The following is a 13,192-nucleotide window of genomic DNA, read 5'->3' as shown; positions in this document are numbered from 1 at the left end:
ACGCATGCTGTCGGCCGACAGATAAACCGAACGAGTGGCCGCGCAGACAACCCCCCGACATGTCTGCGCGGCCACTTTCGGTTTCGCGACCGCTCCCGGTTCAGAGGTGCGAGGTGTCGTTCACGAGCCGCACCGACGAACCGCCGTCCGGATAGAACTCGGCGATGCTGAGCGATGCGAGATCCAGATGCAGGCGGTACAGCAGCGACGGGCCCGACTCGAGCGCCATCTGCAGGACCGTCTTGATGGGCGTGACATGGGAGACGACCAGCACGGTCGAGCCGGCGTAGTCGGTGAGCAGGTCGTCGCGCACGGAGGCGATCCGCTCGGCCACCTCGTCGAAACTCTCGCCGTTCGGGGGTCGCACGGAGGTGTCGCCGAGCCACCGCCGATGCAGTTCGGGATCGCGACGCGCGGCCTCGCCGAAGGTGAGACCTTCCCAGTCGCCGAAATCCGTCTCGATGAGCCCGTCGTGCACCGTCACCGGCAGGTCGAGAGCGTCGGCGGCCGCGGCGGCCGTCTCCCGCGCCCGCCCCAGCGGCGACGACAGGACGGCGGTGATACCCCCACGGGCACCGAGGCGCCGGGCCGCGGCGACCGCCTGGTCGCGACCGAGTTCGGTCAGCGCAGGGTTGCCGCGCCCCGAATAGCGCCGCTCGACCGACAGCGTGGTCTGCCCGTGGCGCAGCAACAACAGCCGGGTCGGCGAGCCGATCGCACCGGTCCAGCCGGGTGAGGCCGGAACAGCCGGATCGGGCACGGGCACGACCGGCGGGGTCGTGACGTTCTCGGTCGTCGCCGACGGCGGCAGCGGCCGTGCCACGGTGTCGGATGCGACATCCATCAGTGCTTCCGCGGCCGCGTCCATCGCGGCATTGGCCAACCGGTCGGCGTACGCGTTCTCCGCGCGCGGGATCCACGTGAAGTCGACGCTGCGGAACCGACCTGCCAGCTCGCGCGCCTGCGCGGCCAACGGGATCATGTCGGGATGCTTGACCTGCCACCGCCCGCTCATCTGCTCGACGACGAGCTTCGAATCCATGCGGACCTGCACCTCGTCGGCGCCGAGTTCGGCGGCGGCGGTGAGACCGGCGATCAGACCCTTGTACTCGGCGACGTTGTTGGTCGCGCGCCCGATGCTCGCCTGCCGTTCGGCGAGGACTGTCCGATGGTCGGCATCGAAGACGACGGCACCGTAGCCGGCCGGTCCGGGATTCCCGCGCGAACCACCGTCCGCTTCGACGACGACCGTCGTCACAGGCCGGATTCCTTGGTGCGGACCATGATCGCGTCGCACTCCGGGCACCGGACCAGCAGATCCGCGGGTGCGGCCGCGATCCGGGCGATCTCACCGCGGTCGATCTCGAGGCGGCACGCGCCGCAACGGCGGCCCTGCAACAGCGCGGCGCCGATACCGGACTTCTCACGCTGCTTCTCGTAGACCGTCACCAATTCCGCCGGGAACACCGCGAGCAGCGCCTCACGATCACTGCGGCACCGCTGCTCGGCCACCTCGATGTCGGCGATGGCCTCGTCGCGGGCCCGGACGGCGTCGCCGAGCCGGTCGTCGACCTGCGACACCTGCGCACCGGCATGGTCGTGGTCGGCCTTCGACGCCTCCCGCCGCTCCATCACGTCGAGCAGGTCGTCCTCGAGTGCCGCCTGGCGACGTTCGAGGCTGGTGAGTTCGTGCTGCAGTTCGGTGAGCTGCTTCGATCCCACCGAGCCGCCCTCGAGCAGCGACCGGTCGCGGTCGGCACGCAGACGTACGGCCTCGATCTCACCCTCGAGCTTCCGGATGTCCCGGTCGAGGTCGTCGAGGATGATCTCGACGGCCACCGCGGCATCCTTGCGCGCGTTGCGCTCGGTCTGCAGGCGATCCACCTCCTGCTGTTCGGGCAGTGTCCGACGGCGATGCGCGAGGCGGTTCAGTTCTGCGTCCACGGCGGCGAGGGACAGCAGCTTGGCCTGCACGGTGGGTTCGACGTTCACTCGGGTGGTTCCTGCTTTCGGTGGTGTGTCGGCGGGCCGGGAGTCGGCTGCCACGCGGGACGTGTCGTAGCTGATTACCGTACCGCGCCCGCCGCGGTCGTCCAGGGATCGGTGCGCAACTCGCTGACCCGCGCCTGCCAGCCGTCCCGGCCGGCGAACGCCTCGTCCAGAACGTCGCGGGCCTGCGCGCACCACGGGTACTCGCTCGCCCAGTGAGCGACGTCCACCAGCGCGGGACCTCCCGCACGCAGGTGCTCGTCGGCGGGATGATGCCGCAGGTCGGCGGTGACGTAGACGTCGACACCGCGCGCAGTGGCGAGACCGAGGAAGGAATCACCGGAGCCGCCGCACACCGCCACGGTCCGCACGGGCCGGTCGGGATCGCCCGCGCCGCGGACACCCCACTCGGTGGCCGGCAGCGCGGCGGCGACATCCTCGGTGAACTCGCGCAGCGTGCGTGTCTGCGGCAGCTCTCCCACCCGCCCCAGGCCACGATCGCTCGGCAGGTCGGCGAGTTCGAGGATGTCGAAGGCCGGTTCCTCGTAGGGGTGCGCCTCGCGCAGAGCCGCGAGTACCGCCGCCCGCGACCGGCGCGGCGCGATCACCTCGATCCGGTCCTCGGGGACGCGTTCGAGGTCGCCGACCGAACCGATGGCCGGGTCGGCGCCGTCGACCGGGCGGAACTGACCGGTGCCCGAGGTGGTCCAGCAGCATTCGCGGTAGTTGCCCAGGGCGCCCGCACCCGCCGCGAACAGACCCGCGCGCACCGTCTCGGCGGCGTCGGCCGGCACCATGACGACCCACTTGTCGGTTGCGGGTTCGGGCTTGGCCTCGAGCGGTCGCAGCCCGGTCAGACCCAGTGCCGCGGCCAGCGCGTCCGAGACACCGGGATTCGCCCGGTCGGCGTTGGTGTGCGCGGTGAACAGAGCACAACCGCCGCGGATGAGACGGTGGATCAACGCTCCCTTGGGGGTATGTGCACCCACGGTGTCCACCCCCCGCAGCAGCAACGGATGATGTACGAGCAGCAGCTGCGCACCCCATTCGAGTGCCTCGTCGACGACGGCCCCGGTGGCATCCACCGCCAGCAGCACCTTGCGCACCGGCTCGTCGGGGTCGCCGGCGACCAGTCCCACCGAGTCCCAGCTCTCCGCCAGGGACGGCGGGTAGGCCGTCTCCAGAACGTCGATCACCTCACGCAGCGTCGCCGCCGTCACGTCCACCTCCAGCTGATCCGCTCTCTCCTACGCGCACGACCCTACGCGGCAGGACACCGGACGAACGGGGAGAATGGGCCGGTGACCGCTCTCGCCACCACCCGACCGCTCGTGCTCCCCGCCCCCGTCGTCCTGTTCGATCTGGACGGGACGCTCACCGATTCCGCGACCGGGGTGATCAACGGATTCCTCCACGCCGCCGAAACGACCGGCTTCGAAGCACCCGAGGGCGACCTGCAGTGGTTGCTCGGACCTCCGATGCGCGACACGCTGCAGGGCCTCGGACTCGACGACGAGCAGATCGCTGCGGGGCTCGCAGCGTACAAGGACTACTACTCCGCCACCGGATGGGCGGAGAACGCGGTCTTCGACGGCATCGAATCGGTGCTCGAGGCCGTACGCGGCGCCGGTAGCCGACTGGCCGTCGCGACGTCGAAGTCCCAGGCGTTCGCCGAACGGATCCTCGACCATTTCGGTCTGACCGGATACTTCGAGTTCATCGGCGGTGCCAGCGACGACGGCTCCCGGCGGCACAAATGGGAGGTCGTCGCGCACAGTCTCGCCGCCCTCGGGATCGATCCGCAGGAGACCGCGGCCGGCGGCACGACCGGCGTGGTGATGGTGGGCGACCGCGAACACGACATCCACGGTGCGGGACGCTTCGGCATCCCCACGGTCTTCGTCGAGTGGGGTTACGGGACCGAGACCGAGGGCCGTGCGGCGGCGCGGACGACCGCCTCGGTCGAAGAACTGCGGGAGGTGCTCACGGGTGGACGCTGACAGCCGCTTCCACGTCACCTTCGTGTGCACCGGCAACATCTGCCGGTCGCCCATGGCCGAGAAGATCTTCGCCGAACACCTGCGCCGCGAAGGACTCGACGACCGGATCCGCGTCAGCAGCGCCGGTACCCACGGCTGGCACGTCGGGTCCGAGGCGGATCCGCGGACCGACGCGGTCTTGCAGCGGCACGGCTATCCCACCGGTCACCGAGCCGCGAAGCTCGGGACCGAACACCTGTCCGCCGACCTCGTCGTCGCCATGACCACCACCCACGAGCGGGCGCTGGCGCGGCTCGGTGTCCCCTCCGATCGCCGTGTGTTGCTGCGATCGTTCGATCCCGACGCCGACGACGATTCCGTGCCCGATCCGTACTACGGCTCCCTGAACGAGTTCGAGCAGGTCCGCGAGCAGATCGAAGCCGCGGTTCCCGGCCTGCTCGAGCGGGTGCGACAGTGGTGAGACGCACCTCACCGGCTACCGTGGGTCTGTGCGCCGATTGACATTTCTCCTACGCCCCAGCTGGTTGGTCCTGGCGCTGGTCGTCGTCGGCTTCGCCTACGCGTGCTTCACGGTCCTCGCGCCGTGGCAGCTCGGCAAGAACACGAGCACCGAGGACCGCAACGGCCGCATCGCTGCGTCGATGGCGCAGGATCCGGTTCCCGTCGCCGATCTGCTGGGCGGCGACGGCCCGACGGTCGAGGACGAGTGGCGCCGTGTGCTCGCGCAGGGCTCCTACCTCCCCGAGTCGGATGTGCTCGTGCGGTTGCGCAGCGTCGAGTCGCAGCCGGCCTACGAGGTGCTGACTCCGTTCGCACTCGATTCCGGCGGAACGATCCTCGTCAACCGCGGGTACGTGCGGCCGGTCCGCGGCACCGAGATCCCCGAGATCCCGCCCGCGCCGTCCGGCCCCGTCACGCTCGACGCCCGCATCCGGATGTCCGAGGGAACGGTCGACGGCAAGGACCCCTTCTTCGACGCGGGCTACCAGCAGGTCTACTTCATCGACGCCCCGCAGGTCGCATCCGTCACGGGTCTCGACCTCGAGGACGTCTATCTGCAACTCGACGCCGACCAGGCCGGCGGTCTCGGTGTGATCCCCCTCCCCCAGCTCGACTCCGGCCCGTACCTGTCGTACGGCCTGCAGTGGCTGGCGTTCGGGATCATGGCTCCGCTCGGTCTGGGCTACTTCGTGTGGGCCGAGATGCGGGAGCGCAAGAAGGCGAAGAATCCGGAAGCCGGTGGTGACGCTGCCGGGGCTCCGGTGGAAGCGGCGCCACGCACCGCGAGCGAGAAGCTCGCCGATCGATACGGCCGGCCGCGGTGACCGAGCCGACCACCCTGCCCCGATCCGAGGAGCTCCCGATGTACACGACCGTCGACGACTATCTGGCCGACAAGGATCCGGCCGCCGTCGACGTGTTCCGGCACGTGCGCGCCATGATCCTCGGCCTCGGCGACGACGTCACCGAGCGTGTGCACGCGTCGGAGATCTCCTGGTCGCGGGGTCTGCCCTTCGCGGCGGCGTTCGTCTACGCCTCACGCCTCGAGGTGGCCCTGGATCTCCCCCGGCGCATCCACCACGCGACGCTGCGCGAGGCGTTCCCGAAGAAGGGACCGGTGACGACGCACCGGCTGAGCGTTTCGTCCGTCGACGAACTCGACGACCACTTCGTGGAGCTGCTGGACGTCGCCTATCGCACCGCGGCGGAACCGCGCGACTGAGGCCCCACGACTCCCTTCCGCACGAAGGAGACGAGATGGACGAGGTGAGCGGCGCGATCCGGTTCCTGTCGGCGTTCACGGCCATCGAGAACCACTTCAAGTGGCAGCTGCAGACGGATGAGGAGCACATAAGCTTCGTCCGGATGGCCAAGGAGTACGCCCGGCGCCACCGCACCCAGGTCGATCTGCCCGCCCTCCGAGCCTTCGCAGACCTGCGCAACGCGCTCGTCCACCAGGACTACTACGGGGGCAAGCCGGTCGCCGATCCGGTCCCGGAGGTCGTCGAGGCGATCGAGAGACTGCGCGACAGGATCATCGATCCGCCGAAGGTGTTGCAGGTCCTGCCGAGGCGGGCACCCGCCGTGTTCGAGACGGACACACCGCTGAATCGGGTGCTCGACGAGATCCGGTGCCACGACTACTCGCAGTTCCCGATCTACGAGGACGACACCTATCTCGGGCTGCTGACGACGAACTGCATCGCCCGCTGGCTCGCGCATCGTCTCGCGACGGACGAGATCGTCGAGGGCGAGACCGTCGGAGCGGCCCTGGAGTTCGCCGAGCCGCACGAGCGGGCCGCGCACCTACCCCGGACCATCACGGTGCCGCAGGCCATCAAGAAGCTGTCCCCGCCCGCGGGCGGGCAACTGCCACCGACGGCGCTGATCGTCACGCACAGTGGCAGCGCGAAGGAACGGCCCCTCATGATCGTCGTCGCCGACGACCTGCCGACGCTCGTGGCCGCGGTGAACGCCGGAAATTAGATCTGTGTGGATCCGACCCCGCTGAGCGGGGCTCGATCCACCGGAATCGCACATGGGATTGTGGGCGCGGAGGGTTTCGAACCCCCGACCGCTGGTGTGTAAAACCAGAGCTCTACCACTGAGCTACACGCCCGAAAGACGGCGGCAGATGCCGCCGACTTCGCATCAGGACTTTAGCGCGGCGAGCGCTCTGGCCCAAGCTCCCTGGTCACGGGCCTCTCCGGGCTGGTTCTCCTCCGCGAACTGCACGATGCCGTCCTTGTCGATGACGAACGTGCCGCGGTTCGCGAAACCGAACTTGTCGTTGAACACTCCGTAGGCCTGCGCGACCTCGCCGTGCGGCCAGAAGTCGGACAGCAGCGGGAAGGTGTAGCCCTGCTCGGCCGCCCAGATCTTGTGGCTGGGCGACGGACCGACGGAGACCGCAAGGATGGCGGTGTCGTCGTTCTCGAAGGTGGGCAGGTCGTCGCGGACGGCGCACAGCTCGCCCTGGCAGACGCCGGTGAAGGCGAGCGGGTAGAACACCAGGAGCACGTTCTTGCTGCCCCGGAAGCTCGACAGCGTCACTTCCTGGTTGTTCTGGTCCTTGAGGGTGAAATCGGGGGCTTCGGTGCCCACGGCGATCGGCATGCGTGTGGATCCTTACGTTCTGGGAGTCGGGTCAGCGGCGGGGACGGCCGGCCTTGGGCTGGACGAGGCGGCTGCCGATCCAGTCTCCGAGGTTGGTGGCCGTGGTCTGGGTGAGACCGGCCGTGGTGGCCGATTCGGCGATCTCGCTGGGCTCGACGTGATCGGGACGCCCGGTCTTGGGGGTCAGGACCCACACGACGCCCTCGTCCGCGAGGGGACCGATCGCGTCCATGAGGGTGTCGACCAGGTCGCCGTCGCTGTCGCGCCACCACAGCAGTACGACGTCGACGACCTCGTCGGAGTCCTCGTCGAGCAGCTCGGTACCGGTGACCTCTTCGATCGCAGCCCTCAACTCGTCGTCGGTGTCCTCGTCCCAACCGAGTTCCTGCACCACGTGGTCGTGAGTGATACCGAGCTTGGAAACATAGTTCTTGGCATCCGCCGCGGCGACCACGGTGGTTCCTCCTCAGGGTTGTGGCGCGCGAAGCGGGCTCCGCGCACCGACGTGACGATCAATAGGTCAAAGCGAACATCGTCGGAAGCCTCAACGCAACCCGAATCGCTGGGAAAAGCGGGAGAATCTTTCGGAAGAGACCTTTTGCACCACCTCACACCGTGCCCGATCCGTCCGGTTGGCCGGACCACGACGTGATCCTTCGTTCCGGATGGGGGAAGATGAGGGTTGCATCATGTTCAGATGTCGATTGCGTCGGCTCCCACAAGAGCCGGCCGACGGAGAGGGCGCTCCACCGACGCGCCCACCACGATGAGGAGCAGACGTTGACAGACCTGATCCACGGATCCGATTCCCGACAAGGCGCCGCACCGGGCGCATCGGGACCGGATTCCTCGGCCAAGCCGGCATCGACCAAGGACAATCGAGTCCGGGTGATCCGCGAAGGTGTGGCCTCCTACCTGCCGGACATCGATCCGGCGGAGACCGACGAGTGGCTCGAGTCGTTCGACGGAATGCTCGAGGCCGCAGGTCCCACCCGCGCACGCTACCTGCTGCTGCGCATGCTCGAGCGCGCCAACGAACGCAAGGTCTCCCTTCCCGCCCTGACTTCCACCGACTACGTCAACACCATCCCCACCGAGAGCGAGCCGTGGTTCCCCGGTGACGAGGAGGTCGAGCGCCGCTACCGCGCGTACATCCGGTGGAACGCGGCAATCATGGTCACCCGCGCGCAGCGTCCGGGTGTCGGCGTCGGTGGCCACATCTCCACCTATGCCTCGTCGGCCGCGCTGTACGAGGTCGGCTTCAACCACTTCTTCCGCGGCAAGGACCATCCCGGCGGTGGCGACCAGGTCTTCATCCAGGGCCACGCCTCCCCCGGCATCTACGCGCGCGCCTTCCTCGAGGGACGCATCGGCACCGAGCAACTCGACGGCTTCCGTCAGGAACACAGCCACGCCTCGCTCGGCGGCGGCCTGCCGTCGTACCCGCACCCGCGTCTGCTCCCGAACTTCTGGGAGTTCCCCACGGTGTCCATGGGCCTGGGCCCGATGAACGCGATCTACCAGGCACGGTTCAACCACTACCTGCACGACCGCGGCATCAAGGACACCTCCGACCAGCATGTCTGGGCGTTCCTGGGCGACGGCGAGATGGACGAGCCGGAATCGCGCGGCCTGGCGCACGTCGCAGCCACCGAGGGTCTCGACAACCTGACCTTCGTCGTCAACTGCAACCTGCAGCGACTCGACGGCCCGGTGCGCGGCAACGGCAAGATCATCCAGGAGCTGGAGTCGTTCTTCCGCGGCGCCGGCTGGAACGTCATCAAGGTCGTGTGGGGCCGCGAGTGGGATGCCCTGCTGCACGCCGACAAGGACGGCGCGCTGGTCAACCTCATGAACGTCACGCCCGACGGCGACTACCAGACGTACAAGGCGAACGACGGCGCGTTCGTGCGCGAGCACTTCTTCGGCCGCGACCCGCGGACGAAGGAACTGGTCAAGGATCTGTCCGACCAGGACATCTGGAATCTCAAGCGCGGCGGTCACGACTACCGCAAGATCTACGCGGCGTACAAGGCCGCCATGGAGCACAAGGGTCAGCCGACGGTGATCCTCGCGCACACCATCAAGGGCTACACGCTCGGTAAGCACTTCGAGGGCCGCAACGCGACCCACCAGATGAAGAAGCTCACCCTCGAGGACCTCAAGTACTTCCGCGACCTTCAGCGGATCCCGATCTCGGATGCCGAGCTCGAGAAGGATCCGAAGATGCCGCCGTACTACCACCCCGGTTCCGAGGCACCCGAGATCCAGTACATGCTCGAGCGGCGACGGTCCCTCGGCGGCTTCCTGCCGGAGCGCCGCACGAACACGAAGCCGCTGCAGCTACCCGCGGAGAAGACCTACGACGTGGTCCGCAAGGGTTCGGGCAAGCAGGAAGTCGCCACCACGATGGCGACCGTGCGTGTGCTCAAGGAACTGTTGCGCGACAAGGAGATCGGCAAGCGCATCGTGCCGATCATCCCGGACGAGGCTCGCACCTTCGGTATGGACTCGTGGTTCCCGTCGCTGAAGATCTACAACCGCAACGGTCAGCTCTACACCTCGGTGGACGCCGACCTGATGCTCGCCTACAAGGAGAGCGAGGTCGGGCAGATCCTGCACGAGGGCATCAACGAGGCCGGTTCGACGGCGTCGTTCACGGCGGTCGGTACGTCCTACGCGACGCAGGGCGAGCCGATGATCCCGGTGTACATCTTCTACTCGATGTTCGGTTTCCAGCGCACGGGCGACGGTCTGTGGGCGGCGGCCGACCAGATGGCACGCGGTTTCGTGCTCGGCGCCACCGCCGGTCGCACGACGCTGACCGGTGAGGGCCTGCAGCACGCCGACGGGCATTCGCTGCTGCTCGCGTCGACCAACCCCGCCGCGGTCACCTACGATCCGGCGTTCTCCTACGAGATCGCCCACATCTTCCGTGACGGTCTGCGGCGGATGTACGGCGGTACCGAGGGTGTCGACGGCTTCGGCGGCGAGGACGTCTTCTACTACATCACCGTGTACAACGAGCCGTACTCGCAGCCGGCCGAGCCGGAGGATCTCGACGTCGACGGTCTGCTCCGCGGTATCTACCTGTACAAGCGGGGTGCGGAATCCGGCCCGAAGGCGCAGATCCTGGTCTCGGGCGTGATGATGCCCGAGGCGCTGCGCGCGCAGCAGATGCTCGCCGACGAGTGGGGCGTGTCCGCCGACGTCTGGTCCGTCACCTCGTGGGGCGAGCTGCGCCGCGACGGCGTCGAGTGCGACCGTCAGGCACTGCTCAACCCCGGTGAGGAAGCTCCGGTGCCCTACGTCGCGTCGGTGCTCAACGACGCGGCAGGTCCGTTCGTCGCGGTGTCCGACTGGATGCGTGCGGTGCCCGACCAGATCCGCAAGTGGGTGCCCGGCGACTACACGGTGCTCGGGGCCGACGGCTTCGGCTTCTCCGACACCCGTGGTGCCGCGCGTCGCGTCTTCAACATCGACGCGGAGTCCACGGTGGTCGCGGTGCTCGCAGCGCTGGGCCGCGAAGGTGCCGTCGACCGTGAGAAGGCCGTCGAGGCGGCCCGCACCTACAAGATCGACGACGTGACGGCCGCCCCGGTGTCGATGGCGGATCCGGGCGTCGCCTGACCCACCTCGACGTCACGTCCGTCGTGGCGTGACGGCCGGCTCGCGACCGGCGGGTACTTTCGTCCCATGGTCGACGAGCCGCAACCCCGCCGGATCGGGCAGGTACCGGGTGCTCACAGGGAGCGCCCGGTGCCGCCTTCGCGTCCCGAGCGGGCGCCGCTGCCCGACGCTCTGCTCCGTCGGGTCAAGCAGTTCTCGGGGCGACTGTCCACCGAGGCCGTGCACGTCATGCAGGAGCAGTTGCCGTTCTTCGCCGACCTCGACGCGTCGCAGCGTTCGACGGTGCAACTGGTCATCCAGACGTCGGTGGTCGATTTTCTCGAATGGGTGCGCAATCCCGACAGCGACCTGCGGTTCAGTCTCGACGCTTTCCAGATGATCCCGCAGGATCTCGCGCGGCGGCTGACGCTGCGTCAGACGGTGGACATGGTCCGCGCGGCGATGGAGTTCTTCGAGCAGTGGCTGCCGGCCCTCGCCCGCAACGAGGAACAGCTGGTCGCGCTCACCGAGGCGATCCTCCGGTACGGACGCGAACTCGGCTTCGCCGCGGCCGCGGTATATGCGGGGGCCGCCGAGTCCCGGGGTGCGTGGGACACGCGGCTCGAGGCCCTCGTCGTCGACGCCGTGGTGCGCGGGGACACCGGTCCCGACATGCAGTCGCGGGCCGCGACCCTCAACTGGGATGCCACGGCCCCGGCGACGGTGATCGTCGGTACTCCCCCGCCGGATCAAGGGGTCTCGGTGATCACCACCGTGCACACCGTCGCCCAGGAGCACGGGCGCGCAGCTCTGGCCGTGGTGCAGGGCGAACGTCTGGTGATGGTGGTCAGCGGCGATCTGCACGGTTCGGCGGATGCGGCGACCTTCCGTACCGAGTTGATGCGCGCGTTCTCGGACGACCCGGTGGTGATCGGCCCGACGACGCCCACGCTGACGACCGCGCACGTCTCCGCGGTCGAAGCGCTCGCCGGGATGGAGGCCGTGGTGGGCTGGCCGGGTGCTCCCCGGCCGGTGCATGCCGCGGAGTTGCTGCCCGAGCGTGCGCTGCTCGGTGATCCGGGTGCGATCGCCGCGCTCGAGGACTTCGTCGTCGCCCCGCTGGCGGCTGCGGGACCGTCCCTCGCGGACACGCTGGACGCATACCTCGACAGTGGGGGCGCTGTCGAGACTTGTGCCCGAAAGCTGTTTGTTCATCCAAATACCGTGCGGTATCGATTGAAGCGGATCACAGAGGTAACGGGTCGAGATCCCACAAATCCTCGCGACGCGTACGTGCTCCGGATCGCGGCGACGGTGGGCCGCCTGGCACGAAGCCATAACGAATTGAGATCACCTGCACCACCTGTCACTCGATTCACAATTCGCGAATCGGACACGTAACGTCTCGGGCCTTTCACCCGATAGCGACCACCGACGTGCAGATTTGTGGGAACCCTACAAATCGAGGCGCCAGCTTTCATCGCTACCGACATCTCGCGGGGGCGCACTTCCGGTGTTCCCTGGTGATCGTGATTTCGCTGCTTGCCCCCGGTCAGGGGTCTCAGACACCCGGAATGCTCGCCCCGTGGCTCGAGCAGTCCGGAGCGCGCGACCGCATCGATCTGTGGTCGCAGACGGCGGGACTCGACCTCGCGCGACTGGGCACCACCGCCACCGCAGACGAGATCACCGACACCGCGGTGACCCAGCCGCTCGTGGTGGCCTCCGCACTCCTGGCCTTCGAGGATCTCGACCGTCGCGGCCTCGTGCCTGCCGACACGATCGTCGCCGGCCACTCCGTCGGCGAACTCGCCGCAGCCGCCATCGCGGGTGTCATCAGCGCCGACGACGCCGTCGCCCTGGCCGCGATCCGCGGGGCCGAGATGGCCCGTGCGTGCGCGATCGAACCCACCGGAATGTCCGCCGTCCTCGGCGGCGCGGAGGACGAGGTGCTCGCGCGCCTCGCCGAGCTGGATCTGACCCCCGCCAACATGAACGCGGCAGGCCAGATCGTCGCAGCAGGGCGCCTGACCGCGCTCGAGGAACTCGCTGCGAACCCGCCCGAGAAGGCCCGCGTCCGCGCACTGCCGGTCGCCGGTGCCTTCCACACCCGATTCATGGCACCCGCCCAGGACGCCGTGGCCGCCGCCGCGGCGAAGATCACCCCTTCGGACCCGACGCACACGCTGCTGTCGAACTACGACGGCAAGCCCGTCACCTCCGGAGCCGACGCCCTCGAACGTCTCGCAGCCCAGGTCACCCGGCCCGTCCGGTGGGATCTGTGCACCGCTTCCCTGCGCGAGGCGCAGGTGAGCCGGATCGTCGAGCTTCCCCCCGCCGGCACGCTGGTGGGCATCGCCAAGCGCGACATGCGCGGCACGCCCACCCTCGCCCTCAAGACCCCCGCGGAAATTTCCGCTCTGGCCGAAAGTCTTCAACTCGGTTAGGTTGCTGCGCGCGCCGTCGCACAGCACGGG

At 68.6% G+C, this 13,192-nt stretch carries 13 protein-coding genes and 1 tRNA gene; 8 read left to right on the top strand and 6 right to left on the bottom strand.

Annotated features, from left to right (window positions below):
* Window positions 1-100: 100 nt before the first annotated feature.
* The 3 genes from A8G18_RS12520 to A8G18_RS12510 all read right to left on the bottom strand — a co-directional run bounded on the left by A8G18_RS12520 (window position 101) and on the right by A8G18_RS12510 (window position 3,215).
* Window positions 101-1,258, bottom strand: coding sequence for a bifunctional RNase H/acid phosphatase (locus tag A8G18_RS12520; protein ID WP_016933318.1), 1,158 nt, complete (start codon window positions 1,256-1,258; stop codon window positions 101-103).
* Window positions 1,255-1,992, bottom strand: coding sequence for a zinc ribbon domain-containing protein (locus tag A8G18_RS12515; protein WP_016933317.1), 738 nt, complete (start codon window positions 1,990-1,992; stop codon window positions 1,255-1,257). The genes A8G18_RS12520 and A8G18_RS12515 overlap by 4 nt, the downstream gene beginning before the upstream one ends.
* A 74-nt stretch (window positions 1,993-2,066) precedes the next feature.
* The gene (locus A8G18_RS12510) at window positions 2,067-3,215 is read right to left on the bottom strand and encodes a Nif3-like dinuclear metal center hexameric protein (RefSeq protein WP_064064132.1); all 1,149 of its coding nucleotides are present in this window, start codon (window positions 3,213-3,215) and stop codon (window positions 2,067-2,069) included.
* A 75-nt stretch (window positions 3,216-3,290) separates the two neighbouring features.
* Here A8G18_RS12510 and A8G18_RS12505 point away from each other — a divergent pair, with 75 nt between their 5' ends.
* From A8G18_RS12505 to A8G18_RS12485, 5 genes are read left to right on the top strand one after another with little or no spacing between them, the layout of a single operon-like run.
* Complete coding sequence (locus tag A8G18_RS12505) at window positions 3,291-3,989, top strand: HAD hydrolase-like protein (RefSeq protein WP_064064131.1); 699 nt, start codon at window positions 3,291-3,293, stop codon at window positions 3,987-3,989.
* Window positions 3,979-4,449: a low molecular weight protein-tyrosine-phosphatase gene (locus A8G18_RS12500; protein ID WP_064064130.1), complete on the top strand. Its 471-nt coding sequence runs from the start codon at window positions 3,979-3,981 to the stop codon at window positions 4,447-4,449. The genes A8G18_RS12505 and A8G18_RS12500 overlap by 11 nt, the downstream gene beginning before the upstream one ends.
* 28 nt (window positions 4,450-4,477) lie before the next feature.
* The gene (locus A8G18_RS12495) at window positions 4,478-5,314 is read left to right on the top strand and encodes an SURF1 family cytochrome oxidase biogenesis protein (protein ID WP_026003103.1); all 837 of its coding nucleotides are present in this window, start codon (window positions 4,478-4,480) and stop codon (window positions 5,312-5,314) included.
* 38 nt (window positions 5,315-5,352) lie between these two features.
* The gene (locus tag A8G18_RS12490; protein WP_026003102.1) at window positions 5,353-5,712 is read left to right on the top strand and encodes a DUF5655 domain-containing protein; all 360 of its coding nucleotides are present in this window, start codon (window positions 5,353-5,355) and stop codon (window positions 5,710-5,712) included.
* A gap of 35 nt (window positions 5,713-5,747) precedes the next feature.
* Entirely contained in the window at window positions 5,748-6,476 is a 729-nt protein-coding gene (locus A8G18_RS12485; protein WP_064064129.1) for a hypothetical protein, read from the top strand.
* 61 nt (window positions 6,477-6,537) lie between these two features.
* On the opposite strand, the gene A8G18_RS12480 is transcribed toward A8G18_RS12485, so the two are convergent.
* From A8G18_RS12480 to A8G18_RS12470, 3 genes are all read right to left on the bottom strand, one after another.
* Window positions 6,538-6,609, bottom strand: a tRNA-Val gene (locus tag A8G18_RS12480).
* Window positions 6,610-6,641: 32 nt separating this feature from the next.
* Window positions 6,642-7,106, bottom strand: a complete 465-nt coding sequence (locus A8G18_RS12475; protein ID WP_064064128.1) for a peroxiredoxin — start codon at window positions 7,104-7,106, stop codon at window positions 6,642-6,644.
* A 31-nt stretch (window positions 7,107-7,137) separates the two neighbouring features.
* Window positions 7,138-7,560 (bottom strand): DUF3052 domain-containing protein, encoded by a 423-nt coding sequence (locus A8G18_RS12470; protein WP_016933310.1) that lies wholly within the window; start codon window positions 7,558-7,560, stop codon window positions 7,138-7,140.
* Window positions 7,561-7,886: 326 nt separating this feature from the next.
* Here A8G18_RS12470 and aceE point away from each other — a divergent pair, with 326 nt between their 5' ends.
* The 3 genes from aceE to A8G18_RS12455 all read left to right on the top strand — a co-directional run bounded on the left by aceE (window position 7,887) and on the right by A8G18_RS12455 (window position 13,162).
* Window positions 7,887-10,736 carry a pyruvate dehydrogenase (acetyl-transferring), homodimeric type gene (gene aceE, locus A8G18_RS12465; protein ID WP_064064127.1) on the top strand — a complete coding sequence of 950 codons (2,850 nt, stop codon included), beginning with the start codon at window positions 7,887-7,889 and terminating at the stop codon, window positions 10,734-10,736.
* A 66-nt stretch (window positions 10,737-10,802) separates the two neighbouring features.
* Window positions 10,803-12,116: a PucR family transcriptional regulator gene (locus tag A8G18_RS12460; protein ID WP_242496665.1), complete on the top strand. Its 1,314-nt coding sequence runs from the start codon at window positions 10,803-10,805 to the stop codon at window positions 12,114-12,116.
* Window positions 12,117-12,244: 128 nt separating this feature from the next.
* Window positions 12,245-13,162: an ACP S-malonyltransferase gene (locus A8G18_RS12455; RefSeq protein WP_084421766.1), complete on the top strand. Its 918-nt coding sequence runs from the start codon at window positions 12,245-12,247 to the stop codon at window positions 13,160-13,162.
* Window positions 13,163-13,192: the final 30 nt, after the last annotated feature.

Origin of the sequence: Rhodococcus gordoniae (genome assembly GCF_001646655.1) — a bacterium.
In the GTDB taxonomy this organism is placed as follows: Bacteria; Actinomycetota; Actinomycetes; order Mycobacteriales; family Mycobacteriaceae; genus Rhodococcus; species Rhodococcus gordoniae.
The sequence above is the reverse complement of the archived record's forward strand: the minus strand, read 5'-3'. Positions and strand labels throughout refer to the sequence as shown.